This window comes from Pseudomonas sp. RC10-4-2 (assembly GCF_050433085.1).
In the GTDB taxonomy this organism is placed as follows: domain Bacteria; phylum Pseudomonadota; class Gammaproteobacteria; order Pseudomonadales; family Pseudomonadaceae; genus Pseudomonas; species Pseudomonas aeruginosa.
This window is the reverse complement of record NZ_JBNPXX010000001.1, coordinates 82,158-106,225: the sequence shown is the minus strand read 5'-3', so window position 1 is coordinate 106,225 and position 24,068 is coordinate 82,158. Positions and strand designations below refer to the sequence as shown.

Here is a 24,068-nt window from a genome sequence, read left to right as displayed (position 1 = left end):
GAGAAACGCTTCCTGTTCGAGTGGGAGCGCGAGTATACCCGCCCACCCGCTCAGCGACGGGACTCCCCGTCGGCCTGTCGCTGGCGGTAAGCGCTGGGGGTAAGCCCTGCGTAACGCACGAAGAAACGACTGAAGTAGGCCGGGTCCTTGAAGCCGAGCTGGTAGCAGATCTCGTTCACCGAGCCGCCGGTGAACAGCAGCAGGCGCTTGGACTCCTGCATAAGCCGTTCGTACACCAGGCGCTTCGACGGCAGGTCGGCGATGCGCCGGCAGACGTCGTTGAGGCGCGCCTCGGTGACGCCGATCCGGCTGGCGTAGAGCGACAGCGGCCAGTGCTCGGCATAGCGCTCCTCGATCAGCGCGTTGAAGCGCTGGAAGATCTGCAGGTCTTCGTGGCGCATCGGCCGCGCAGCCACCGAATTGGCCGAGAGACGCAGCAGGCTGATCATGACCAGGCGGGTCAGCGCCAGCAGCGTCTGCTGGCGGCCAGGACGGCTGGCCATCGACTCGCTGCGCAACTGCTCGAAGAGCAGCGCCAGGCGCGCCGCCTCCTCGGCCGCGCCGCCCTCCAGGTTGCCCAGCGCCACACAGGCCGGCGCCACCTGCGGGCCGGGCGCCAGGCCCGGCTCGGCCTCGGTGAGGCTCCACACCAGTTGCTGGCGCACGGTCAGCACATGGCCATCGGCGTCCGCCTCGGTGACGAAGGCGTGCGGCACGGTCGGCGGGGTGAGGAAGAACATCGGCCCCGACTCCAGGTACTGGCGCTCGTCGAGATAGACCCGCACCGCGCCGTTCTTCACGTAGTGCACCTGGAAGAAGCGGTCGTGCCGGTGCGCCGGCATGTTGCGACCGAAGAATCCGGCCAGGTTGCCCAGCGCATCGTAGTGCACCTCGGCGTCGGCATAGCGCTGGTCGTAGACCTGCCCGATGTTGATGTTGGGGATCGGCTGGCGCTCTGGCATGGCGATCTTCTCTTTGTTGTTCTTCCCGGCTGCGCACGCAAGCCGTCGCGGGCTTCCGTATACCGCAGACGGCGCCTCTTGCCACCTCCCCGGGACGAATGGCGCAGCAACCGGGGTTGACGATCATTAACATGTTAAATATAACGTTAACACATTAACGAGTTTTCGCCAGGACGCCCCCCTCGCCGTTCGCTTATCGCGCCAGGAGACACCACCACAATGAGCCGCGCACTGAATGACGTCGCCGCCGGCACCCTGTTCGGCGTCGCGCTGAACTACAAGGGCCTGCTCGACAGCCGCCTGCCGGAGTTCCAGCAGCCGCCCTACCAGAAGCCGCCAGTGAAGCCGGTGTTGTTCATCAAGACACCGAATACCCGCAACGAGCACGACGCCCCGGTGCTCTTCCCGCGCGGCGTCGAGCGCCTGCAACCGGGCCCGGCGCTGGGCGTGGTGATCGCTCGCGACGCCAGCCGGGTGAAGGAGGAAGAGGCCATGGCGCATGTCGCCGGCTACGTGATCGTCAACGAGTTCAGCCTGCCGGAAGACAGCTACTACCGCCCGGCGGTGAAAGCCAAGTGCCGCGACGGCTTCTGCCCGTTCGGTCCGCAACTGGTGCCGACGCAGGAGATCGCCGATCCCCATGCGCTGGAGCTGAAGCTGTACGTCAACGGCGAACTGCGCCAGCGCAACAACACCGCCAACCTGGTGCGCGACATCCCGCGGCTGATCGCCGAGATCAGCGAGTTCATGACCCTGCACGCCGGCGACGTGCTGATCACCGGCACCCCCGAAGGGCGAGTCGACGTGCATCCCGGCGACCGCGTCGAGGTCGAGATCGACGGCCTCGGCCGCCTCGCCAACAGCATCGTCGCGGAATGAGGAACCGACCATGAAACACGCACGCATCCGCTACCAGGGCCGGGTTCACCAGGTCACCGTGGAAGACGCCAACGTCGTCCGCCTGGCCGACGGCACCCTGCTCGCCGAGGACCGGGTGGAGTGGCTGCCGCCGGCCACCGGGAGCATGTTCGCCCTCGGCCTGAACTACGCCGACCATGCCGCCGAACTGTCGTTCAAGGCGCCCAGCGAACCGCTGGCGTTCATCAAGTCGCCGGGCACCTACACCGGCCACCGCCAGGTCAGCTGGCGTCCGGACAACGTCGACTACATGCACTACGAGTGCGAACTGGTGGCGGTGATCGGCAAGCCGGCGCGCAACGTCCGCCGCGAGGACGCCCTCGGCTACCTGGCCGGCTACACGGTGTGCAACGACTACGCGATCCGCGACTACCTGGAGAACTACTACCGGCCCAACCTGCGGGTGAAGAACCGCGACGCCACCACCCCGGTGGGGCCGTGGATCGTCGACGCGGCCGAGGTTCCCGAGCCGAACCGGCTGGTCCTGCGCACCTGGGTCAACGGCGAGCTGCGCCAGGAAGGCAGCACCGCGGACATGATCTTCGACATTCCCTACCTGATCGAATACTTCTCCAGCTTCATGACCCTGCAGCCGGGCGACATGATCGCCACCGGCACCCCGGAAGGCCTGTCCGACGTGGTCCCCGGCGACGAAGTGGTGGTGGAGGTGGAAGGCGTCGGTCGCCTGGTCAACCGAATCGTCAGCGAGGCCGAATTCTTCCGCGCCCGCGCACAGGAGCACGCAGAATGATCAAACACTGGATCAATGGCCGCGAGGTCGAAAGCAAGGACGTCTTCGAGAACTACAACCCGGCCACCGGCGAGCTGATCGGCGAGGTCGCCAGCGGCGGCGCGGCGGAAATCGACGCGGCGGTGGCGGCGGCCCGGGAAGCCTTCCCGAAATGGGCCAATACCCCGGCCAAGGAGCGCGCGCGCCTGATGCGCCGGCTCGGCGAGCTGATCGACCGGAACGTGCCGCACCTGGCGGAACTTGAGACCCTCGACACCGGCCTGCCGATCCACCAGACGAAGAACGTGCTGATCCCGCGCGCCTCGCACAACTTCGAGTTCTTCGCCGAAGTCTGCACGCGGATGAACGGGCACAGCTATCCGGTCGACGACCAGATGCTCAACTACACCCTGTACCAGCCGGTGGGCGTCTGCGGCCTGGTCTCGCCGTGGAACGTACCGTTCATGACCGCCACCTGGAAGACCGCGCCGTGCCTGGCGCTGGGCAACACGGCGGTGCTGAAGATGTCCGAGCTGTCGCCGCTGACCGCCAACGAGCTGGGCCGCCTGGTGCACGAGGCGGGCATTCCGCCGGGGGTGTTCAACGTGGTCCAGGGCTACGGCGCCAGCGCCGGCGACGCGCTGGTTCGCCACCGCGACGTGCGCGCGGTGTCCTTCACCGGCGGCACCGCCACCGGGCGACGGATCATGGAGGCGGCCGGGATCAAGAAATACTCGATGGAACTGGGCGGCAAGTCGCCGGTGCTGGTCTTCGAAGACGCCGACCTCGAGCGGGCGCTGGACGCCGCGCTGTTCACCATCTTCTCGCTGAACGGCGAGCGCTGCACCGCCGGCAGTCGCATCTTCGTCCAGGAAAGCGTCTACCCGCAGTTCGTCGCCGAGTTCGCCGCGCGCGCCAGGCGCCTGATCGTCGGCGATCCGCAGGACCCGAAGACCCAGGTCGGCTCGATGATCACCCAGGCCCACTACGACAAGGTCACCGGCTACATCCGCATCGGCCTCGAGGAAGGCGCCACCCTGGTGGCCGGCGGCCTGGAGCGTCCGGCCGGCCTGCCGGCGCACCTGAGCAAGGGGCAGTTCATCCAGCCCACGGTGTTCGCCGACGTGGACAACCGCATGCGCATCGCCCAGGAGGAGATCTTCGGCCCGGTGGTCTGCCTGATCCCGTTCAAGGACGAAGCCGAGGCGCTGCGCCTGGCCAACGACGTGGAATACGGCCTGGCCTCCTACATCTGGACCCAGGACATCGGCAAGGCCCATCGCCTGGCACGCGGCATCGAGGCCGGGATGGTCTTCATCAACAGCCAGAACGTGCGCGACCTGCGCCAGCCGTTCGGCGGGGTGAAGGCCTCGGGCACCGGACGCGAAGGCGGGGAATACAGCTTCGAGGTATTCGCCGAGATCAAGAACGTGTGTATATCCATGGGCAGCCATCACATCCCCCGCTGGGGCGTGTAGGGCGCGCTCGTGCAGAGCGGCCGCCCGAGGCCGCCAGCAGCGCCGGCGTGCAGACACAATCAGAAGAATCCGGGCCAGCCGCCAACGGCCGCGCCCGCTGCCAGGCCCAACGGGCCACCAGGAGAATCGTCATGGGCAAAGTCGCTCTGGCTGCCAAGATCACCCACGTACCCTCGCTGTACCTGTCCGAGCTGCCCGGCCCGCGCCACGGCTGCCGCCAGCCGGCGATCGACGGGCACCGCGAGATCGGCCGGCGCTGCCGCGAACTGGGGGTCGACACCATCGTGGTGTTCGACACCCACTGGCTGGTCAACGCCGGCTACCACATCAACTGCGCGCCGCACTTCGAGGGGCTCTACACCAGCAACGAGTTGCCGCACTTCATCGCCAACATGGAGTACGGCTTCCCCGGCAACCCGGAGCTGGGCCGCATCCTCGCCGAGGGCTGCAACGCGCTCGGCGTGGAGACCCTGGCCCACGACGCCACCACCCTCGGCCCGGAGTACGGCACCCTGGTACCGATGCGCTACATGAACCAGGACCGCCACTTCAAGGTGGTCTCGGTCTCCGCCCTGTGCACCGTGCATTACCTGAACGACAGCGCGCGCCTGGGCTGGGCCATGCGCAAGGCGGTGGAAGAGCACTACGACGGCACGGTGGCGTTCCTCGCCAGCGGCTCGCTGTCCCACCGCTTCGCCCAGAACGGCCAGGCGCCGGACTTCTCCGACCGCATCTGGAGCCCGTTCCTCGAGGTTCTCGATCATGAAGTCGTGCAGATGTGGCAGGAGGGCCGCTGGGCCGAGTTCTGCGGGATGCTCCCCGAGTACGCCTCCAAGGGCCATGGCGAAGGCTTCATGCACGACACCGCGATGCTCCTCGGCGCCCTCGGCTGGTCGGCCTACGACGGCAAGGCGGAGGTCGTGACGCCCTACTTCGGCTCCTCCGGCACCGGGCAGATCAACGCGGTATTCCCGGTCACCGCCCAGGACGGCTCGGCGATCCCCGCCGCCCAGGCCGGCAACCCGGCCGGCGCCAGTTGCGCCAGCCGCCTCTGAGGACACCACCATGCCGCACTTCATCGCCGAATACACCGACAACATCGAAGCCGAAGCCGACCTGCCCGGCCTGTTCGAGAAGGTCCACGCCTGCCTCGGCGCCAGCGGCGTTTTCCCGCTCGGCGGCATCCGCAGCCGCGGCGTGCGCCTGGACACCTGGCGCATGGCCGACGGCAGGCACGACTACGCCTTCGTCCACATGACCCTGAAGGTCGGCGCCGGTCGCGACCTGGAGACTCGCCGGCAAGTCGCCGAGGCACTTTTCGAGGTGATCACCGCGCACTTCGCCGAGCTCCAGGCGCGACGCCTGCTGGCGCTGTCCTTCGAACTCACCGAACTGGACGCGGAGCTGAACTACAAGCGCAACAACGTGCATGAATTCCTGAACAACCCGGCGGACTGACCAGCCCGCCATAACGCTGCACTCACCCAGCTCGCCTCCCGGCCACCGACAGGTCGCCGGGACGTCCGGGCGCTCACAAAAAGTACAAGATCATGAGCACAGCCAGCACCCTGAACAGCACCACCCTGCCTCTCAGCGACAGCACCCACGACCGCGTCACCTGGCGGCTGATGCCGCTGCTGCTGGTGTGCTACGTCTTCGCCCATCTGGACCGCATCAACATCGGTTTCGCCAAGTTGCAGATGAGCGCCGACCTGCACTTCAGCGACACCGTCTACGGTCTCGGCGCCGGGCTGTTCTTCATCGCCTATGCGCTGTTCGGCCTGCCCAGCAACCTGATGCTGGAACGGATCGGCCCGCGCCGCTGGATCGCCTGCCTGATGCTGGTCTGGGGCTGTCTCTCCACCGCCATGCTGCTGGTGGAGACCGCGCGCGGCTTCTACCTGCTGCGCTTTCTCCTGGGGGTCGCCGAGGCCGGCTTCTTCCCCGGTATCCTGGTCTACCTGAACCGTTGGTTCCCGGCGCGCCGACGCGGGCAGATCACCGCTCTGTTCGCCATCGCCGTGCCCATGGCCGGGGTGATCGGCGGACCGCTTTCGGGCTGGATCCTAGAAGGCTTCCATGACGCCCTCGGACTGCGCGGCTGGCAGTGGATGTTCCTGATCGAAGGCCTGCCGGTTGTGTTGCTCGGCGTGGTGGTCTGGTGCTCGCTGCCGGAAAGCTTCGAACGGGTGACGTGGCTCAGCGACGAACAGAAGCACCTGCTGCGCGAGGAACTGGCCGGCGAGGAGCAGCGCAAGACCATCACCTCCTTCTCCGGCATCTTCAGCAATCCGCAGGTGTGGCTGCTGGTGGCGATCTATTTCGCGGTGATGCTGGCGGTGAACACCATCGCGTTCTGGATGCCGAGCCTGATCCATGGCGCCGGCATCGCCCAGGACAGCCGCATCGGCATGCTCAGCGCGGTGCCCTATCTCGCCGGCTGCGCCTTCATGATCTTCATCGGCCGTTCCTCCGACCGCCTGCGCGAGCGCCGCTGGCACCTGGGCATTCCGTTGCTGATGGCCGCCGCCGGGCTCAGCCTGGCGGCCCTGGCACCGACCAGCGCCTGGCTGGTGATGGGCGGCCTGGTGATCGCCGGGATGGGCGCCAGCGCCGCCCTGCCGATGTTCTGGCAACTGCCGCCGGCCTTCCTTTCCAGCGCCACCCTGGCCGCCGGAATCGCCCTGATCAGTTCCTTCGGCAGCATCGCCGCCTTCCTCGCGCCCTACCTGATCGGCTGGATGCGCGACACCACCCAGAGCGCCAGCCTGGCCCTGTACCTGCTGGCCATCCTCATCGCCCTCGGCGCCGGCCTGGTCCTGCGGACCCCCGCCGCCGTGGTCAACCCACGCTGAACCGAGAGACCCCGACCATGCTCGATCCCCGTCTGATCCAGGAAGCCGCCAACCGCCTCGACGCCGCCGAACGCTCGCGCCAGCAGGTAAGGCAGTTCTCCCTCGACTACCCGGACATCGCCATCGAGGACGCCTACGCCATCCAGCGCGCCTGGGTCGAGCGCAAGATCGCCGACGGGCGCGTGCTCAAGGGCCACAAGATCGGCCTGACCTCGCGCGCCATGCAGGTCTCGTCGAACATCAGCGAGCCGGACTACGGCGCCTTGCTCGACGACATGTTCTTCGAGGAGGGCAGCGACATCCCCTTCCAGCGCTTCATCGTGCCGCGGGTCGAGGTGGAGCTGGCGTTCATCCTCGGCAAGCCGCTGAAGGGACCGGGCTGCACCCTGTTCGACGTGCTCGAGGCCACCGAGTGGGTGATCCCGGCGCTGGAGATCATCGATGCGCGCATCCAGCAGGTCGACCCGCAAACGAAAGTCACGCGCAAGGTCTTCGACACCATCTCCGACAACGCCGCCAACGCCGGCGTGGTGATGGGCGGCCGGGCCGTGCGGCCAGGCGATATCGACCTGCGGCGGGTACCGGCGATCCTCTACCGCAATGGCGTGATCGAGGAGTCTGGCGTCTCCGCCGCGGTGCTCAACCACCCGGCCAAGGGCGTCGCCTGGCTGGCCAACAAGCTGGCGCCCTACGGCGTCTGCCTGGAGGCCGGCCAGGTGATCCTCGGCGGCTCCTTCACCCGCCCGGTGGCGGCCGCGCCGGGGGACACCTTCCACGTCGACTACGACCTGCTCGGCAGCATCTCCTGCCGTTTCGTCTGAGGAGGCATTTCCATGGACCTGCCCGTCAATCGCTTCAAGCAACGCCTGCGCAGCGGCGAGGCGCAGATCGGCCTGTGGCTCGGCCTGGCCGATCCCTACTGCGCGGAGCTGGCCGCCAACGCCGGCTTCGACTGGCTGCTGCTGGACGGCGAGCACGCGCCCAACGACCTGCGCAGCCTGCTCGGCCAGTTGCAGGCGCTGGCGCCCTACCCCGGCCAGCCGGTGATCCGCCCGGTGCAGGGCGACACTGCGCTGATCAAGCAATTGCTCGACATCGGCGCGCAGACCCTGCTGGTACCGATGGTCGACAGCGCCGCCCAGGCCGAAGGGCTGGTGCGCGCCGTGCGCTATCCGCCGGCGGGCGTACGCGGGGTCGGCAGTGCGCTGGCCCGGGCCTCGCGCTGGAACAGCGTGGCGGAGTACCTGAACCACGCCGACGAGCAGATGTGCCTGCTGGTCCAGGTGGAAAACCTGGAGGGCCTGGCCAACCTCGACGCGATCGCCGCCGTCGAGGGCGTCGACGGCGTGTTCATCGGTCCGGCCGACCTCAGCGCAGCCATGGGCCATCGCGGCAATCCAGGCCATCCCGAGGTGCAGGCGGCCATAGAGGACGCCATCCACCGCATCCGCACGGCCGGCAAGGCCGCCGGCATCCTCTCCGCCGACGAGACACTGGCGCGGCGCTACTTGGAGCTGGGCTGCGCGTTCGTCGCGGTGGGCGTGGACACCAGCCTGCTGATGCGTTCGCTGCGCGAGCTGGCGGGGCGCTTCAAGGGCGGCGCGCCGGCGCCGTCCGCCAGTTCCTCGGTCTACGGCTGAGGGGTGCGCCCCGCTCCCGCTGCGGGAGAGGGGCCAGGTCGGCGTTGCGGCAGGTATCGGCGTCGGTCCGGGGGCGTATGCCTAGCGTCGGCGGAACAACGGTCGCGGCTCGATCGCCGAGCGGCCGTAGAGCACGCTCAAGCCCGCCAGCCCCTTGAGCGCATCCTCGACGTTCTTGTCCTCGCGCACCGCGAAGGCATCGAAGCCGCACTGGCGCATATGGCTGAGCTGGTCGCGCAACACGTCGCCCACTGCGCGCAACTCGCCGCTCCACCCCAGGCGCACGCGCAGCAGGTAGGCCAGGCTGTAGCCACGACCGTCGCGGAAGCTGGGGAAGTCGACGGCGATCAGCGGCAGCTCGGCGAAGTGCGGCAGCAAGGCCTCCACCTCATCGTCCGGCGCCAGCCAGGGCGCGGCGGCTCCGGCCTCGCCGCGGCGCTCCAGCCAGGCCGCCAGAGGCAGCAGCAACGGCCCCGGCGGCAGCGCGTCGGGCAACTCGCGCAGGAGTTGCCAGGGATCGTCGCGGCAGACCTCGGCGACGCCATCGCGCAAACGGATCAGGTTGTTCATGCCGGTTCCTCCATCCTGGCGTAGACCCGGGCCTTGAACGGCTCCAGGCCGACCCGGTTGAAGGTGTCGATGAAACGTTCCGGGCCGACCCGCAGGTCGGTGAAGGTTTCGACGATCCGTTCGATCACCGCCGGCACCTCGGCAGCGCTGAACGATGGCCCGATCACCTTGCCCAGCGCGCTGTCCTTGCCCTGGGCGCCGCCGAGGGTGACCTGGTACCACTCGCTGCCGTTCTTGTCGACGCCGAGGATGCCGATGTTGCCGATGTGGTGGTGGCCGCAGGCGTTCATGCAGCCGGAGATGTTCAGGCTAAGCTCGCCGATGTCGTGCAGGTGGTCGAGGTCCTCGAAGCGCTGCTGGATACCCTGGGCGATGGGGATCGACTTGGCGTTGGCCAGCGCGCAGTAGTCGCCGCCGGGACAGGCGATGATGTCGCTGAGCAGGCCTTGGTTAGGCGTGCCGAGGCCGGCTGCGCAGGCCTCGCGCCACAGCGCGTGGAGGTTCTCCAGGCGCACGTCGGGGAGCACCAGGTTCTGTTCGTGGGCCACACGGATCTCGCCGAAACCGTAGCGCTCGGCCCAGTCGGCGACACGTTCCATCTGCTCCGCGGTGACGTCGCCCGGCGGCGCGCTGGCGCCGGGCTTGGTCGACAGCACCACCGAGGCGTAGCCCGGCACCTTGTGCGCCTGGACGTTGCGCGAGGCCCAGCGGGCGAAGGCCGGATCGGCCGCACGGGCGCTGCCGTAGGCCAGCTCGCCGCCGGCCGGCGGCAGGTAGCGCGGCAATACGAAGCGCTCGGCGACCCGCTGGCACTCCTCGGCAGTCAGTTGCGCCGGGCCGTCGCGCAGGTGCTGCCACTCTTCCTCCACCTCGCGGGCGAAAGCCTCGATGCCCAGCGCCTTGACCAGGATCTTGATCCGCGCCTTGTACTTGTTGTCGCGCCGGCCGTAGCGGTTGTAGACCCGCAGGATCGCCTCGACGTAGGACAACAGGTGCTGCCAGGGCAGGTCGTCGCGGATCACCTGGCCGAGCATCGGCGTGCGTCCCAGGCCGCCGCCGACCAGGACCCGCAGGCGCAACTCGCCGGCGTCGGGGTGGCGGTAAAGGTACAGGCCGATGTCGTGCATCTGCACCGCGGCGCGGTCTTCCACCGCCGAACTGAGGGCGATCTTGAACTTGCGCGGGAGGAACAGGAACTCCGGGTTCACCGTCGACCACTGGCGCAGGATCTCGGCCAGCGGCCGGGGGTCGGTCCATTCGTCCGCGGCGACCCCGGCGAAGGCTTCGGTGGTGATGTTGCGCACGCAGTTGCCGGAGGTCTGGATCGCATGCATCTGCGCGCCGGCGAGGTGTTCGAGGATATCGCCGACCTGCTCCAGTTCGATCCAGTTGAACTGGATGTTCTGCCGCGTGGTGAAGTGCCCGTAGCCGCGGTCGTAGTGCCGGGCGACGTGCGCCAAGGCGCGCAGTTGCGGCGACGAGAGGGTGCCGTAGGGAATCGCCACGCGCAGCATGTAGGCGTGCTTCTGCAGGTACAGGCCGTTCTGCAGGCGCAGCGGGAGGAACTCCTCCTCGCTCAGTTCGCCGTCGAGGCGGCGGGCGATCTGGTCGCGGAACTGCGCCACCCGCTCGCTCACCAGCGCCTGGTCGTATTCGTCGTACTGGTACATCGCAAAGCCCTCATCGACAGGGTTTCTCCACCGATGACGGGCAGGGTGCGTGGCGAAGAAACCGGGGACCGGCTGCGCCCCTGTTTCTGGCGACAGGATGGGCCGGTGTTCACTGGCACCCACTATCGCCCGCGTACAGACAGCGAAACAGCGGCAGATTCCGCCGAAAAAAACACATCAGATGGCCGACGGCGGCGAATTCGTGCCGCCTGCGACCGGTTGCCACGGGGCGCATATCTGTACTGCCCGAGGTCGCCCGGCAACCCGCGGCAATGCTGGGCCGCTGCTTTCCGGAGGCATCTGATACGGTTTTTCCCGCTCGATCTGCCGCTGTTTCGCCCATCAGCCGGTTCCTATAGTCGCAACCGCCTCTCCAGCCTGATGGGCCTACGAAAAATGAGCGAAAGAATTCCCGCGATCCAGGTCGAGCCCGCCGCACCGGCCGCTCCGTCGAAACAGCCGCCCGCGCCCGGCAAGCTGCCGTCGGCGGTGAACGGCCCGATCTACACCCGCAGCTTCACCGGTCTGTTCCGCAACTTCCGCCGCCTCGGCGGCGGCCTGCTGTTCCTGCTGTTCTTCGGCACCCTGTGGCTGAACTGGAACGGCCGCCAGGCGGTGCTCTGGGACCTGCCCGAACGCAAGTTCTACATTTTCGGCGCGACCTTCTGGCCGCAGGACTTCATCCTGCTCTCGGCGCTGCTGATCATCGCCGCCTTCGGCCTGTTCTTCATCACCGTGTTCGCCGGCCGCGTCTGGTGCGGCTATACCTGCCCGCAGAGCGTGTGGACCTGGGTGTTCATGTGGTGCGAGAAGGTCACCGAGGGCGACCGCAATGCGCGGATCAAGCTCGACCAGGGTCCGGCGAGCGCCGCCAAGCTCTTGCGCAAAACGGCCAAGCACGCGCTGTGGCTGGGTGTGAGCCTGGTCACGGCGATCACCTTCATCGGCTACTTCACTCCGGTGCGGCCGCTGGTGGCCGACCTGTTCAGCTTCCAGCTGGACCTGGAAAGCCTGTTCTGGGTGCTGTTCTTCACCGCCGCCACCTATGTCAACGCCGGCTGGCTGCGCGAGCAGGTGTGCATCCACATGTGCCCCTACTCGCGCTTCCAGAGCGTGATGTTCGACAAGGACACCCTGATCGTGTCCTACGATGCCGCCCGCGGCGAGTCCCGCGGCGCCCGCAAGAAAGGCAGCGATCCGCGCGCCCAGGGGCTCGGCGACTGCATCGACTGCCAGCAGTGCGTGCAGGTCTGCCCCACCGGCATCGACATCCGCGACGGCCTGCAGATCGCCTGCATCGGCTGCGCCGCCTGCGTCGACGCCTGCGACTCGATCATGGACAAGATGGGCTATGAACGCGGCCTGGTGCGCTACACCTCGGAACGCGCCCTGGAAGGTGGCCAGACCCGCTTCCTGCGTCCACGCCTGGTCGGCTACGCGGCGGTGATGCTGGCGATGATCGGCGCCTTCGTCGTCGCCCTTGATGCCCGCCCGCTGGCCTCGCTGGACGTGACCCGCGACCGTGGGCTGTTCCGCGAGAACGCCGCCGGGCAGATCGAGAACATCTACACCCTCAAGGTCATCAACAAGACCCAGCAGCCGCAGCGCTATCGCCTGCAACTCGACGACGCGCCGGAGTTCCGCCTGCAGGGCGAGCACACCCTGAGCCTGAAGCCCGGCGAGATCCTCGACTTCCCGGTGTCGGTGGCCTCTACCGCCGAACGCGCCAGGGCCGGCTCGCAACCGCTGGCGTTCAGCCTGCGCGGCATCGACGACCCGAGCCTGGCGGTCGGCAGCACCAGCACCTTCGTTTCGCCGGCGCGCTGAGGAGGCCGCGATGAGGCATGACAACACGGTCCCGGCGCGCATAGAGTGGGCGCCAGCGGCCGTGCCCACGGCCAGCCAGGACAGCGGCCAGGACAAGATGAAGCGCTACGAGAAATTCGCCGACGAGATTGCCGAGCTGATCCGCACCGGCGTCCTCGCCCCCGGGCAGAAGGTGCCCTCGGTACGGCACGCCAGCCGTACCTACGGGGTCAGCGCTTCCACCGTGTTCCAGGCCTACTACCTGCTGGAAAGCCGTGGGCTGATCATGGCCCGCGCACGCTCCGGCTACTTCGTCTGCCAGCACGTGCAGCGGCCGCTGCCGGAACCGGAGATCAGCCCGCGCCAGGCCGACGCCACCGAGGTCGACGTCAGCGAGCTGGTGTTCTCCGTACTCAGTTCGATCAAGGACCCGGACACCGTACCCTTCGGCTCGGCGTTCCCCAGTCCGCAACTGTTTCCCCTGCCGCGCCTGGCGCGCTCGATGGCCCACGCGGTGCGCGACATGGACCCGCAATCGGTGGTCGCCGACATGACGCCGGGCAACCATGGCCTGCGCCGGCAGATCGCCCTGCGCTACATGGTCGGCGGCCTGCTGCTGCCGGTGGAAGAACTGGTCATCAGCAACGGCGCGCTGGAGGCACTCAACCTCTGCCTGCAGGTGGTCACCCGTCCCGGCGACCTGGTGGCCATCGAGGCGCCGGCGTTCTACGCCACCCTGCAGGTGCTGGAACGGTTGAAGCTGAAGGCGGTGGAAATCCCCGTGCATCCGCGCGAAGGCATCGACCTGGAAGTGCTCGCCGACAGCCTGGAGCGCCTGCCGATCAAGGCCTGCTGGTTCATGAGCAACTTCCAGAACCCGATGGGCGCGAGCATGGACGACGAGAAGAAACGCGCCCTCGCCGAGCTGCTGGCGCGCCACCAGGTGCCGATGATCGAGGATGACGTCTACGCCGAGCTGTACTTCGGCCAGCAGGCGCCGAAACCGGTCAAGGCCTACGACCAGGAAGGCCTGGTGATGCACTGCAGTTCCTTCTCCAAGAGCCTGGCGCCGGGCTACCGGGTCGGCTGGGTGGCCGGCGGACGCTACGCCGAGCAGATCGAGCGACTGAAGCTGATGACCAGCCTGTCGGCGTCGATCCCGGCCCAGGCGGCCATCGCCGACTATCTCCAGCACGGCGGCTACGACCGCCACCTGCGCAAGCTGCGCTACGCCCTGGAGACCCAGCAGAACGCCATGCTCGCGGCGGTGGCGCGTTACTTCCCCGAGCAGACCCGGGTCAGCCGTCCCAGCGGCGGCTACTTCCTCTGGCTGGAGTTGCCCGAGGCGGTCGACTCGCTGCGCCTGTTCCAACTGGCCCTGGCCCAGGGCATCAGCCTCGCCCCGGGGCCGATCTTCTCCGCCACCCGCCGCTTCGCCCATTGCGCCCGGCTCAACTACGGGCACCCGTGGAGCGCGCGGCAGGAGAAGGCGATGGAGACACTCGGGCGGATCACCCAGTCGCTGGCGGGATGACGCCCCGCAGACGGAAAGCCACCCCGGCGTAGGGCGGATAACCGCGCGCGGTCATCCGCCATGATCGGCTCGCGTCCCCCATCCCGGTATGCGCCGCCGCCCTGCACGAACGCCTTCCCCCGCCCCATCTGATACCCAAATTCCATATCGACCTGAAGCTGTTTTACCCCCGCCCCAGCCCTTAGATTGCAGGCTCCGGCCGGCGCCCCGTCTCCCCCCTCGACGGCGGTCGCCGGCTGTTCATTTCTTTCGGGACTGTACAGATGAACAAAGCAACGACGGAACCTGCCTACAACTACAAGGTGGTTCGCCAGTTCGCCATCATGACCGTGGTATGGGGCGTGATCGGCATGGGGTTGGGCGTACTGATCGCCTCGCAACTGGTCTGGCCCCAGATGAACTTCGACCTGCCCTGGACCAGCTTCGGCCGCCTGCGGCCGCTGCATACCAACCTGGTGATCTTCGCCTTCGGCGGCTGCGCGCTGTTCGCCACCAGCTACTACACGGTGCAGCGTACCTGCCAGGTGCGACTGTTCTCCGACACCCTGGCCGCCTTCACCTTCTGGGGCTGGCAGGCGGTGGCGGTGATCCTGCTGGTCAGCCTGCCGCTGGGCAACACCACCACCAAGGAATACGCCGAGATCGAGTTCACCGGCGCGATCTGGCTGGCGATCGTCTGGGTCGCCTACGCGGTGGTGTTCTTCGGCACCCTGATCAAGCGCAAGGTCAAGCACATCTATGTCGGCAACTGGTTCTTCGGCTCGTTCATCCTGACCACCGCGATGCTGCACATCGTCAACCACATGTCGCTGCCGGTGAGCTGGTTCAAGTCCTACTCGATGTACTCCGGCGCCACCGATGCCATGGTCCAGTGGTGGTACGGGCACAACGCCGTAGGCTTCTTCCTGACCACCGGCTTCCTCGGCATGATGTACTACTTCGTGCCCAAGCAAGCCGGGCGCCCGGTCTACTCCTACCGGCTGTCCATCGTCCACTTCTGGGCGCTGATCACCCTGTACATCTGGGCCGGCCCGCACCACCTGCACTACACCGCGCTGCCGGACTGGGCGCAGTCGCTGGGCATGGTGATGTCGCTGATCCTCCTGGCGCCGAGCTGGGGCGGCATGATCAACGGCATGATGACCCTCTCCGGGGCCTGGCATAAGCTGCGCGACGACCCGATACTGCGCTTCCTGGTGGTGTCCCTGGCGTTCTACGGCATGTCCACCTTCGAAGGCCCGATGATGGCGATCAAGACCGTCAACGCCCTCTCCCACTACACCGACTGGACCATCGGCCACGTCCACGCCGGCGCCCTCGGCTGGGTCGCGATGATCACCATCGGCTCGCTCTACCACCTGATTCCCAAGGTCTACGGGGTCGAGAAGATGCACAGCGTCGGCCTGATCAATGCGCACTTCTGGCTGGCCACCATCGGCACCGTGCTGTACATCGCCTCGCTGTGGGTCAACGGCATTACCCAGGGCCTGATGTGGCGCGCGGTCAACGAGGACGGCACGCTGACCTACTCCTTCGTCGAGTCGCTGGTGGCCAGCCATCCGGGCTTCATCGTGCGCCTGGTCGGTGGCGGGTTCTTCCTCACCGGCATGCTGCTGATGAGCTACAACACCTGGCGCACGGTACGCCAGGCGCGCCCGGAAGGAATCCTCGCGGCGGCCCGCATGGCCTGAGCCGCGACAGCGCGTCCCTTCCCTTCCCGAGCCTCGCCCGCCACGCTGCGGGCAAGGCTCGACAGCCGACGAGGAGAATCATCATGGAATTCAGCTGGAGCGAGATCCTGCTGGAGCTGCTGGCGGTCGCCGTGCTGTTCTTCGGCGTGCATTGGAGCCTGCGCCACGCCAAGACCCTGGACCAGGCGAGCATGCTGCCGTTCGCCGACGACGAGGAGGTGGCCCGCCGGGTCGAGCGGGAAACCGGCAGGAGCCGCACCGGCTGCGGCTGTCCCGGTCGCTGCCAGGGCGACTGCCGGCACTGGGACAAGAATTGGCCGGCATGACGCCGGCCAGTCGCTTCAGGGCTTTATCTTCTTCAGCTCGTTGAGCAGTTCCAGCAACTGCGCGAGCTTTTCCTCGCCGAACCGCTCCTGGATGCGCTGGTAGTTCTTCTCCATGTCGCCGCTCATGGAGACGAAGCACTGCTGGCCCTTTTCCGTCAGGTTCACGTAGACCCGCCGCTGGTCCTTGGGCGCCTTCCAGCGCCGGACGATGCCGTCGCGCTCCAGGCGCGCCAGCACGCCGGTCATGCTCGGGCGCAGGATGCAGGCCTGGTTGGCCAACTGGTAGCTCTCCATCTCGCCCTGCTGGCGCAGGATGCGGATCACCCGCCACTGCTGCTCGGTGAGGCCGTGCTGGTTGAGGGAGGGGCGGAAGAAACTCATCGCGGCTTCGCGAGCCTGCAACAGGGTCAGGGTCAGGGAGGGTCTTGGCGTTGACATAGGGTCCGAGCTTGGATGACTGGTTTCGAAAGTGCAGAAGAGTAGCGGAAAAAACACAGGCTGCATGCGGGTATGCAGAAGGAAATCAACGGTTTCCGCCGTGCAGGGCCAAGCCCAGCGCGAGCAGGCTGCCGACGCCGCAGACGGCCATCACCAGCGCCATCGGCAGCACGCCGGGCAGCGCCAGCCAGCCGACCGCCAGGCTGGCCAGGCAGCCGAGGCCGAACTGCCCGGACACCGCCACCGCCGAAGCCGCCCCGGCCTGTCCGGGATACAACGCCAGCAGGCTGGCGATGCAGTTGGCGCCGAGCAGGCCGGTGACGCTGACGAAGCACAGCAGCCCGGGCACCAGCGCCCACAACCCGCCCCGCTCGCCGAGCGCCGCATAGCCGAGGAGGAACAGCCCGGACACGCAGGCCAGCAGGCTGCCGGCCCGCAGCAGCGGCCGCGGACCGTGGCGGCGCACCAGGCGCGCGCTGCACCAGGTGGCGAGCATCACGCCGAGGATGTTCAGGCCGAAGAACCAGCCGAAGCGCTCCGCGCGCACGCCGAAATGCTCGATGAACACGAAGGGCGCGGCGCTGATGTAGGCGAACATCCCGGCGAACGCCAGCCCCATGCACAGCACGTAGCCCAGCGCGCGACGGTCGCCGAGCAGCCGCCCATAGGCGAGAAAGGCCTGGGCCAGGCTGCCGCCGCGGCGCTCCGGCGGGTGGCTTTCGGCGACCCGCCAGACCGCCAGCAGGCAGAGCCCGGCGAACAGCGCCAGGACCACGAACAACGCGCGCCAGCCGGCCCAGAGCATCAGGTAGCCGCCGAGCAGCGGCGCGGCCAGCGGTGCCAGCATGGTCACCATGTGCATCAATGCCAGCATCCGGGCGGCCTCGCCCAACGGATAGAGGTCGCGCACCATGGCCCGCGCCAGCACCGACGCGGCGCCGCCGCCGAGGGCCTGGAGCACCCTCAGCAGGACCAGTTGCCCCGCGCTGTCGGCCAGCGCGCAGGCCAGACTGCTGAACAGGTACAAGGCGATACCGGCCAGCAGCACCGGGCGCCGGCCGAAACGGTCGGACAAGGGGCCGTAGAACAGCATGCCGACGCAGAAGCCGACCAGGAAGCCGCTGATGCTCCGCTGCACCTGGGCATCGCTGGCGCCGAGATCGGCGGCGATCGCCGGCAGGCTCGGCAGGTACATGTCGATCGACAGCGGGCCGAACGCCACCAGCGCCGACAACAGCAGCAACAGGCGTCGTTCGCCGCTTCCGACCTGAATCTTCGATGCACTCGCAGGCACGCTCGCCCTCCTCTTCTTCGCCTTTCGGTCCAGACGACACCGCCGTGCACGCGGATGCAAGTTCGCCGTCCGGGAAATCCTCGCGCCGCGACCTCGTTCACCCTGGCAGCGCGCGGGCCTGGCTCCTTTCGCGGGCCGACAACGTTAACAGATTAACCAAATGCGCAGAAGGCGAAAGATTCCAGGCTAGCTTCGCTCTCCAGCGCCTTACCGTCAATGCTCGATGAGCATGGAAAGGGGCAGAGGCTAGCGAAGCTTCCGGGAGGATCGCCAACACTTCATTAACAAGTTAACAATATGCTAAAACTCACCGTGCAATCGGCGTCACCCATACCTACAAGAACAACAACCAAGGGAAGAATCGATGATCACGGCATGCCCCCGCCCGTGCGCCTGGCGCAGCTATGCGCTTGGCCTCGGCCTCCTGCCCCTCGCCGCGCAAGCGGAATTCCTCGCGGACAGCAGCGCCCACCTCGACCTCCGCAACTTCTACCAGTTGCGCGACTACCGCCAGCACGATGCGCCCCAATCGCAGGCCGGCAACTGGTCGCAGGGCTTCGTCCTGCGCCTGCAATCCGGTTTCACCGGCGGCCCGCTCGGCTTCGGCCTGGACGCTACCGGGCTGCTCGGCGTCAAGCTCGACTCGGGACGCGGGCGTAGCAACGATGGCACGCTGCCGTTCGGAGCGAATTCGAAGGAGCCGGTGGACGACTACAGTCACCTCGGCCTGACCGCCAAGCTGCGCTATTCGCAGACCCAGCTACAGGTCGGCATCCTCATGCCGCAACTGCCGGTGGCGTTCCGCGACGACGTGCGCCTGTTGCCGCAGACCTTCGACGGCGCGCTGCTGACCTCCAGCGAGATCGAGGGTCTCACCCTCACCGCGGGGCAATTGTGGAAGTCGCGCACTCGCGAGTCGGCCGGCAGCGACGACATGTACATCATGGGCCGCGACAAGGCCCACGCCAGCGACGAGTTCAATCTCGCCGGCGCGACCTACGCCTTCACCCCTCGGCTCAGCGCCAGCTATTACTACGGCCAGCTCAAGGACATCTACCGGCAGCACTATCTCGGCCTGCTGCACACCCTGCCGCTGGGCGAAGGGCTGTCGCTGCGCAGCGACCTGCGCTACTTCGACAGCGGCGAAGACGGCGCGGCGATCTCCGGGCCGGTGGACAATCGCAACCTCAACGCCATGCTCACCCTGCGCGCCGGCGCCCACGCCTTCGGCATCGGTGTCCAGAAGATGATCGGCAACGACGCCTTTCCGGTGCTCAACGGCTACACCACGCCCTACGTGGCCAACCTCATGGCCTACCAGACCTTCACCCGACCGCAGGAGAAATCCTGGCAACTGCGCTACGACTACGACTTCGCCGGCCTCGGCCTGCCCGGCCTGAACCTCATGACCCGCTATGTACAGGGCCGCGACATCGACCGCGGCGCCGGCCGCGCCGACGACAGCGAATGGGAGCGCAACACCGACCTGTCCTACGTGATCCAGAGCGGACCGCTGAAGAGCGTCGCCTTGAAATGGCGCAACATCACCTACCGCAGCCGCTACGGTGCGGACCTGGACGAGAACCGCTTCATCGTCAATTACACGCTAAAGCTCTGGTGAAGCGCGGCCCCTTGGGGCCGCAGGCACCTCAATCCTCGAGTCGCAGGTGCAAATGCTGCTTCTTGCCCAGGCTCAAGCGCAGCCCGTCGACCTCGCCCGCCAGCGGCGTGTCCGGATCGCTGACCGGCGTGCCGTCCAGGCGCAGGCCGCCGCCGGCGGCGAGGCGGCGGACCGCGCTGCGGGAGGGCTGGATCGCGTGTTCCAGCAGCAGGTCGGTCAGCGACAGTCCCTGCGCCAGGCGCGCGCGGGATAGCTTCATCACCGGCAGGCCGCTGTCCCGCGTACCGTCGGCGAACACCCCGCGCGCGGCATCGGCGGCGGATCGCGCGGCGTGCTCGCCGTGCGCCAGGGCGGTGGCGGCATTGGCCAGGACCACCTTCGCTTCGTTCAGCTCGGCGCCCTGCAAGGCGCCCAGGCGGCGCACCTCATCCATCGGCAGTTCGCTGAACAGGGCGAGGAAGCGACCGACGTCGCGATCATCGCAGTTGCGCCAGAACTGCCAGAAGTCGAACGGCGCCAGGCGCTCGGCGTTGAGCCATACCGCACCCTGCGCCGACTTGCCCATCTTGCGCCCGTCACTGGTGGCCAGCAGCGGCATGGTCAGGCCGAACAGCTGGGCGCCGCCCTGGCGTCGCGACAGCTCCACGCCGTTGATGATGTTCGCCCACTGGTCGGCGCCGCCGAGTTGCAGGGTGCAGCCGCGCCGGCGCGACAGTTCGACGAAATCGTAGGCCTGCAGCAGGGTGTAGCCGAACTCGAGGAACGACAGCGAATGCTCGCGGTCCAGGCGCTGCCTGATGGCGTCGAAGGTCAGCAGGCGGTTGATCGAGAAGTGCCGGCCGACCCGGTCGAGGAACTCCAGGTAGCCGACGCCGTCCAGCCATTCGGCGTTGTTCACCAGGCTGTCGTCGTGCAGTTCGACGTAGCGCGAGAAAACCCGGGCGATGCCGTCGATGTTGGCCTGGATCTGCGCCTCGGTGAGGATCGGCCGGCTCGAATCGCGGAAGCTCGGATCGCCGATCCGGGTGGTCGCGCCACCGATCAGCAGCAACGGGTGGTGCCCGGCCTTCTGTAGCCAGCGCATCAGCATCAGGCCCTGTAGGTGGCCGACGTGCAGGCTGTCGGCGGTGGCGTCGAAGCCCAGGTAGGCGGTTGCCGGACCGGCGGCCAGGTGCGCGGCGAGGCCGTCGCGGTCGGTGCACTGGTGGACGAAGCCACGCTCTTCGAGCAGGGCGATCAGGTCTTGCTGATGGGTCGGGACGGACACGGGTATCTCCTTTGGCACGGTGGATGCCCGAGGAGACAGGTTGGGAGGGAGTTCACCGGACCGCCGCCTCGGGCGGTTCGGGAATGCAGCGACGCATCTACCGCCTCAATGAGGGAGCAGATAGGCGTAATAGCGCTTGAAGGTCAGGGCTGCACGATTCATGCGCGGCACTCTACGCGCCTGTGCCGGGCTGTCAAGACTGGAAAGCGCCTCGACACGAACCGAAGCACTTCCCCGCAACAGAAGCGCAGCCTGGGAAAGTTTGCCCGCCAGTTATCCGCACAAATTTATGACGCCGGTTTCTCTACTTTGAAAAACAACGCAAGACCGGACATGGACTTCAATAACTCGACCGGAAGAAACCTATCAGCAAGGCAGTTGAATTTTTTCCGAAAGCAATAATTCGATACTTTTCTGGATTGGCGCATCATCTCATAAAAATAGCGAACCGCTTCCCAGTACCCACGAATATCAATGGATCAGCAATATCCAGATGCTTATCGCGGCATTCGAAAAAACATCGACCAATTCCACTGACAGAATATCGGCGTCATTTGCCTAGCATGGATATTCCAAGTTCACCCTATCAACTTCCCAGATTGACACTCTCGCCGGCAGATCAGTAATTTTCAGCGACCAGCCGGCAAAGTACTTTTCCAGAGCGGCTGGCAACCGATAGTCACTCTATCTTCGCAAACCGATGTTTATGCGAGAGGGCCGGCTATCGCTCAAAACTTGATTGATGAAGGAATAGCGCCATGCAACTCGCCACACTTCAGGAACTGAGCTTCGATGAAATCGACCAGGTATCGGGCGCCGGACTCTTCAGCTTCGTCGGCGATGCCATCGTCGATGTGGTCAAGGTGTCCAACGACCTGCTCAACACGTCGGTCATCTCTTCGGTCGGCAAGGTGTTCAACGCCGTCGGCCTGACCCCCATCCATCAACTGGCCGACACCCTCGGCTACGGCGTGTTCAAGGGCGTCGCCGCGGTCGGCGGCCTGCTCGGCGGCGACACCAGCCGCATCGATTACCACTACGACACCGAGTGGACCTGATCCCAGGACCTCGGCCCGCTCCCGTCGCGGAGCGGGCCTCCACCGTCGCCGGAGACCCGGACGCCCCCGGCGGCGACCTAGGACCCGGCAACCGGGAAGGGGCGACCAGCGCCCCGATCAGGAGAACCGCCATGCACGACCTCATCCAGCACGCCGACGCCTTCGTCGGCGATCCCGACCAGGAATCCGGCGGCCTGTCGCGCCGCAGCTTCCTCGGCAAGAGTGCCACGCTCGGCGCGGTCGGCCTGGTGGCCGGCTGGACCCCGGCCTTCGTCATCCAGCCCGCCGAAGCCGCCGCCAGCAGTTGTCCGGCGCCGGCAGGCTTTCCGGCCGGCCTCGAACTTTATCGGCGGGCGTTCCGCAACTGGTCGGGGGAAATCGCCGCCGACGACCTCTGGAGCTGCGCCCCGCGCACCAACGAAGAGGTTCTCGCGGTGGTCAACTGGGCCTGGCAGAACGGCTTCAAGGTGCGCCCGCGCGGCATGGGTCACAACTGGTCCCCGCTGCTGCTGAAAGGCGGCGAGAACTGCGAGAGCCGCATCGTGCTGGTGGAAACCAGCCGTTACCTGACCCGCGTACGGATCGACGCCCAGGGCGAGTTCGGCCTGTTCAGCGCGCAGACCGGCGTCACCATGGAAGCCCTGCTGAAACAACTGGAGCGGGTCAAGCTCGGCTTCGTCGCCACGCCGGCGCCGGGCGACCTGACCCTCGGCGGGGTGCTCGCCATCGACGGCCACGGCACCGGCATCCCGGCGCAGGGCGAAAGCCGCCTGCCGGGGCAGAGCTACGGCTCCCTGAGCAACAGCATCGTGGCGCTGACCGCGGTGGTCTGGGACGGCGCCGCCGGACAATACGTGCTGAAGACCTTCCGCCGCGACGATCCGGCCTGCGCGCCGTTCCTCGTCCACCTCGGACGCGCCTTCATCGTCGAGGCGACCCTCCAGGCCGGGGTCAACAAGCGCATGCGCTGCCAGAGCTACGTGAACATCCCGGCGAGCGAGATGTTCGCCGCGGCCGGCAGCGGCGGAAGGACCTTCGACAGCTTCCTGCAGAAAAGCGGACGCGCCGAGGCCATCTGGTTCCCCTTCACCGACAAGCCCTGGCTGAAGGTCTGGACGCCGACCCCGCGCTGCCCGTTCGGCGCCCGCGCGGTCAACGGCCCGTTCAACTACCCCTTCTCCGACAACATTCCCAAGGCGCTGTCCGACCTGCTGGCGGCGATCAACACCGGCCACCCGGAACTCACCCCGCTGCTCGGCAAGCTGCAGTACGACCTGGTAGTGGGCGGCATGGCGCTGACCCTGGGCTACGACCTGTGGGGCTGGAGCAAGGACCTGCTGCTGTACATCAAGCCCAGCACCCTGCGCGTCACCGCCAACGGCTACGCGGTGCTGACCCGGCGTCGCGACGTGCAGCGGGTGATCAACGAGTTCTACCTGCAGTACCAGACGATGGTCGCCGCCTACCGCGCCAACGGCCACTACCCCATGAACGGCCCGGTGGAGATTCGCGTCAGCGGGCTCGACCAGCCCGGCGAGTCGATCGTTCCCGGCGCCCAGGTGCCCAGCCTGTCGGCGATCCGTCCGCGCCCCGACCAACCGGAGTGGGACACGGCGATCTGGCTGGACATCCTCAGCCTGCCCGGTACCCCGCAGGCCAATGCCTTCTACCACGAGTTCGAGGCCTGGCTGTTCGACCACTTCAGCGGCGACTACGCCTCGCTGCGGGTGGAGTGGAGCAAGGGCTGGGGCTACAGCCCCGCCGCCGCCTGGGACGAGCCGACGGTGGTCGACCAGTTGGTGGCGCAGTCGCTACGCCAGGGCCTGGTCGCAGACAACGATTGGGACAGCGCGGTGCGCCAGTTGAACGAAGCCGATCCGCATCGGCTGTTCAGCTCGCCGCTGCTCGACCGGCTGATGCCATGAAATGCCGCTATGCGAGGCCGTACTGACTCGGACGAAGAGCGGTTGGCCGGAGCCGATATGAATGAGCCCTCGATACGGCGTTGACTTGTTCAACAGGTCTTATCGAGGTGTCGCACGAACCGGCCTTAATCATTCGCAAAGTTTACCCGGAGTGGCAAACCTTCATCCGCCGAATATTGAAACTCATTGTCAAACGAATTATCGATCCCATGAAAAACCGCTAATCCTGGCAGTTCATCCCACTCTTTCGGATTAGTACCATCGAATGGCTTTCCAGACTCACGG

21 protein-coding genes are annotated in these 24,068 nt (G+C 67.0%); 15 read left to right on the top strand and 6 right to left on the bottom strand.

Annotated features, from left to right (window positions below; genetic code table 11):
- Window positions 1-50: 50 nt before the first annotated feature.
- Window positions 51-962: a 4-hydroxyphenylacetate catabolism regulatory protein HpaA gene (gene hpaA, locus FHW81_RS00465; protein ID WP_003093443.1), complete on the bottom strand. Its 912-nt coding sequence runs from the start codon at window positions 960-962 to the stop codon at window positions 51-53.
- 219 nt (window positions 963-1,181) lie between these two features.
- On the opposite strand from hpaA, the gene FHW81_RS00460 reads away from it, so the two are divergent.
- The 8 genes from FHW81_RS00460 (at window position 1,182) to hpaI (ending at window position 8,583) form a co-directional block, all read left to right on the top strand.
- Window positions 1,182-1,841: a fumarylacetoacetate hydrolase family protein gene (locus FHW81_RS00460; protein ID WP_003110133.1), complete on the top strand. Its 660-nt coding sequence runs from the start codon at window positions 1,182-1,184 to the stop codon at window positions 1,839-1,841.
- A gap of 10 nt (window positions 1,842-1,851) precedes the next feature.
- Entirely contained in the window at window positions 1,852-2,631 is a 780-nt protein-coding gene (locus tag FHW81_RS00455; protein WP_034002832.1) for a fumarylacetoacetate hydrolase family protein, read from the top strand.
- Window positions 2,628-4,088, top strand: coding sequence for a 5-carboxymethyl-2-hydroxymuconate semialdehyde dehydrogenase (gene hpaE, locus FHW81_RS00450; protein ID WP_003110130.1), 1,461 nt, complete (start codon window positions 2,628-2,630; stop codon window positions 4,086-4,088). Before FHW81_RS00455 ends, hpaE begins: the two co-directional genes overlap by 4 nt.
- 131 nt (window positions 4,089-4,219) lie before the next feature.
- Window positions 4,220-5,143, top strand: a complete 924-nt coding sequence (gene hpaD / locus FHW81_RS00445) for a 3,4-dihydroxyphenylacetate 2,3-dioxygenase (protein ID WP_003093449.1) — start codon at window positions 4,220-4,222, stop codon at window positions 5,141-5,143.
- Between the two features lie 10 nt (window positions 5,144-5,153).
- Entirely contained in the window at window positions 5,154-5,546 is a 393-nt protein-coding gene (locus FHW81_RS00440) for a 5-carboxymethyl-2-hydroxymuconate Delta-isomerase (RefSeq protein WP_003101265.1), read from the top strand.
- A gap of 92 nt (window positions 5,547-5,638) precedes the next feature.
- Window positions 5,639-6,943 (top strand): MFS transporter, encoded by a 1,305-nt coding sequence (locus tag FHW81_RS00435; RefSeq protein WP_003101263.1) that lies wholly within the window; start codon window positions 5,639-5,641, stop codon window positions 6,941-6,943.
- Window positions 6,944-6,960: 17 nt separating this feature from the next.
- Window positions 6,961-7,764: a 2-oxo-hept-4-ene-1,7-dioate hydratase gene (hpaH, locus tag FHW81_RS00430; RefSeq protein WP_003101261.1), complete on the top strand. Its 804-nt coding sequence runs from the start codon at window positions 6,961-6,963 to the stop codon at window positions 7,762-7,764.
- A gap of 12 nt (window positions 7,765-7,776) precedes the next feature.
- Window positions 7,777-8,583, top strand: coding sequence for a 4-hydroxy-2-oxoheptanedioate aldolase (gene hpaI, locus FHW81_RS00425; protein WP_003113007.1), 807 nt, complete (start codon window positions 7,777-7,779; stop codon window positions 8,581-8,583).
- 81 nt (window positions 8,584-8,664) lie between these two features.
- Here hpaI and FHW81_RS00420 read toward each other — a convergent pair whose 3' ends face one another.
- Complete coding sequence (locus FHW81_RS00420; RefSeq protein ID WP_003093457.1) at window positions 8,665-9,153, bottom strand: DUF934 domain-containing protein; 489 nt, start codon at window positions 9,151-9,153, stop codon at window positions 8,665-8,667.
- Window positions 9,150-10,823 (bottom strand): nitrite/sulfite reductase, encoded by a 1,674-nt coding sequence (locus FHW81_RS00415; RefSeq protein ID WP_003101256.1) that lies wholly within the window; start codon window positions 10,821-10,823, stop codon window positions 9,150-9,152. Before FHW81_RS00415 ends, FHW81_RS00420 begins: the two co-directional genes overlap by 4 nt.
- Window positions 10,824-10,928: 105 nt before the next feature.
- Here FHW81_RS00415 and ccoG point away from each other — a divergent pair, with 105 nt between their 5' ends.
- The 4 genes from ccoG to FHW81_RS00395 all read left to right on the top strand — a co-directional run bounded on the left by ccoG (window position 10,929) and on the right by FHW81_RS00395 (window position 16,180).
- On the top strand, window positions 10,929-12,650 hold the full coding sequence (ccoG, locus tag FHW81_RS00410) for a cytochrome c oxidase accessory protein CcoG (protein ID WP_003137552.1): 1,722 nt from the start codon (window positions 10,929-10,931) through the stop codon (window positions 12,648-12,650).
- Window positions 12,651-12,747: 97 nt separating this feature from the next.
- Window positions 12,748-14,163, top strand: coding sequence for a GntR family transcriptional regulator MpaR (gene mapR, locus FHW81_RS00405; RefSeq protein ID WP_003113004.1), 1,416 nt, complete (start codon window positions 12,748-12,750; stop codon window positions 14,161-14,163).
- A 263-nt stretch (window positions 14,164-14,426) separates the two neighbouring features.
- Window positions 14,427-15,854 (top strand): cytochrome-c oxidase, cbb3-type subunit I, encoded by a 1,428-nt coding sequence (ccoN, locus tag FHW81_RS00400; RefSeq protein WP_003093467.1) that lies wholly within the window; start codon window positions 14,427-14,429, stop codon window positions 15,852-15,854.
- Window positions 15,855-15,937: 83 nt separating this feature from the next.
- Window positions 15,938-16,180, top strand: coding sequence for a hypothetical protein (locus FHW81_RS00395; RefSeq protein WP_003093468.1), 243 nt, complete (start codon window positions 15,938-15,940; stop codon window positions 16,178-16,180).
- A gap of 15 nt (window positions 16,181-16,195) precedes the next feature.
- On the opposite strand, the gene hpaR is transcribed toward FHW81_RS00395, so the two are convergent.
- The gene (hpaR, locus tag FHW81_RS00390) at window positions 16,196-16,618 is read right to left on the bottom strand and encodes a homoprotocatechuate degradation operon regulator HpaR (protein WP_003093470.1); all 423 of its coding nucleotides are present in this window, start codon (window positions 16,616-16,618) and stop codon (window positions 16,196-16,198) included.
- Window positions 16,619-16,703: 85 nt separating this feature from the next.
- Window positions 16,704-17,912: a Bcr/CflA family multidrug efflux MFS transporter gene (locus tag FHW81_RS00385; RefSeq protein WP_023085635.1), complete on the bottom strand. Its 1,209-nt coding sequence runs from the start codon at window positions 17,910-17,912 to the stop codon at window positions 16,704-16,706.
- Window positions 17,913-18,276: 364 nt separating this feature from the next.
- On the opposite strand from FHW81_RS00385, the gene FHW81_RS00380 reads away from it, so the two are divergent.
- Window positions 18,277-19,533 (top strand): OprD family porin, encoded by a 1,257-nt coding sequence (locus FHW81_RS00380; RefSeq protein ID WP_003105682.1) that lies wholly within the window; start codon window positions 18,277-18,279, stop codon window positions 19,531-19,533.
- Between the two features lie 28 nt (window positions 19,534-19,561).
- On the opposite strand, the gene tyrS is transcribed toward FHW81_RS00380, so the two are convergent.
- Window positions 19,562-20,800, bottom strand: a complete 1,239-nt coding sequence (tyrS, locus tag FHW81_RS00375; RefSeq protein WP_171893955.1) for a tyrosine--tRNA ligase — start codon at window positions 20,798-20,800, stop codon at window positions 19,562-19,564.
- A 758-nt stretch (window positions 20,801-21,558) separates the two neighbouring features.
- On the opposite strand from tyrS, the gene FHW81_RS00370 reads away from it, so the two are divergent.
- Together FHW81_RS00370 and FHW81_RS00365 are read left to right on the top strand one after the other, a co-directional pair.
- Window positions 21,559-21,858, top strand: coding sequence for a hypothetical protein (locus tag FHW81_RS00370; RefSeq protein WP_003093477.1), 300 nt, complete (start codon window positions 21,559-21,561; stop codon window positions 21,856-21,858).
- A 131-nt stretch (window positions 21,859-21,989) separates the two neighbouring features.
- Window positions 21,990-23,783: a cholesterol oxidase substrate-binding domain-containing protein gene (locus FHW81_RS00365; protein ID WP_003113002.1), complete on the top strand. Its 1,794-nt coding sequence runs from the start codon at window positions 21,990-21,992 to the stop codon at window positions 23,781-23,783.
- Window positions 23,784-24,068: the final 285 nt, after the last annotated feature.

Bases quoted from the DNA above. Each gene is read 5' to 3' on its own strand.
- hpaA (WP_003093443.1), bottom strand. From the start codon at position 962: ATGCCAGAGCGCCAGCCGATCCCCAACATCAACATCGGGCAGGTCTAC.
- FHW81_RS00460 (WP_003110133.1), top strand. From the start codon at position 1,182: ATGAGCCGCGCACTGAATGACGTCGCCGCCGGCACCCTGTTCGGCGTC.
- FHW81_RS00455 (WP_034002832.1), top strand. From the start codon at position 1,852: ATGAAACACGCACGCATCCGCTACCAGGGCCGGGTTCACCAGGTCACC.
- hpaE (WP_003110130.1), top strand. From the start codon at position 2,628: ATGATCAAACACTGGATCAATGGCCGCGAGGTCGAAAGCAAGGACGTC.
- hpaD (WP_003093449.1), top strand. From the start codon at position 4,220: ATGGGCAAAGTCGCTCTGGCTGCCAAGATCACCCACGTACCCTCGCTG.
- FHW81_RS00440 (WP_003101265.1), top strand. From the start codon at position 5,154: ATGCCGCACTTCATCGCCGAATACACCGACAACATCGAAGCCGAAGCC.
- FHW81_RS00435 (WP_003101263.1), top strand. From the start codon at position 5,639: ATGAGCACAGCCAGCACCCTGAACAGCACCACCCTGCCTCTCAGCGAC.
- hpaH (WP_003101261.1), top strand. From the start codon at position 6,961: ATGCTCGATCCCCGTCTGATCCAGGAAGCCGCCAACCGCCTCGACGCC.
- hpaI (WP_003113007.1), top strand. From the start codon at position 7,777: ATGGACCTGCCCGTCAATCGCTTCAAGCAACGCCTGCGCAGCGGCGAG.
- FHW81_RS00420 (WP_003093457.1), bottom strand. From the start codon at position 9,153: ATGAACAACCTGATCCGTTTGCGCGATGGCGTCGCCGAGGTCTGCCGC.
- FHW81_RS00415 (WP_003101256.1), bottom strand. From the start codon at position 10,823: ATGTACCAGTACGACGAATACGACCAGGCGCTGGTGAGCGAGCGGGTG.
- mapR (WP_003113004.1), top strand. From the start codon at position 12,748: ATGAAGCGCTACGAGAAATTCGCCGACGAGATTGCCGAGCTGATCCGC.
- ccoN (WP_003093467.1), top strand. From the start codon at position 14,427: ATGAACAAAGCAACGACGGAACCTGCCTACAACTACAAGGTGGTTCGC.
- FHW81_RS00395 (WP_003093468.1), top strand. From the start codon at position 15,938: ATGGAATTCAGCTGGAGCGAGATCCTGCTGGAGCTGCTGGCGGTCGCC.
- hpaR (WP_003093470.1), bottom strand. From the start codon at position 16,618: ATGTCAACGCCAAGACCCTCCCTGACCCTGACCCTGTTGCAGGCTCGC.
- FHW81_RS00380 (WP_003105682.1), top strand. From the start codon at position 18,277: ATGATCACGGCATGCCCCCGCCCGTGCGCCTGGCGCAGCTATGCGCTT.
- FHW81_RS00370 (WP_003093477.1), top strand. From the start codon at position 21,559: ATGCAACTCGCCACACTTCAGGAACTGAGCTTCGATGAAATCGACCAG.
- FHW81_RS00365 (WP_003113002.1), top strand. From the start codon at position 21,990: ATGCACGACCTCATCCAGCACGCCGACGCCTTCGTCGGCGATCCCGAC.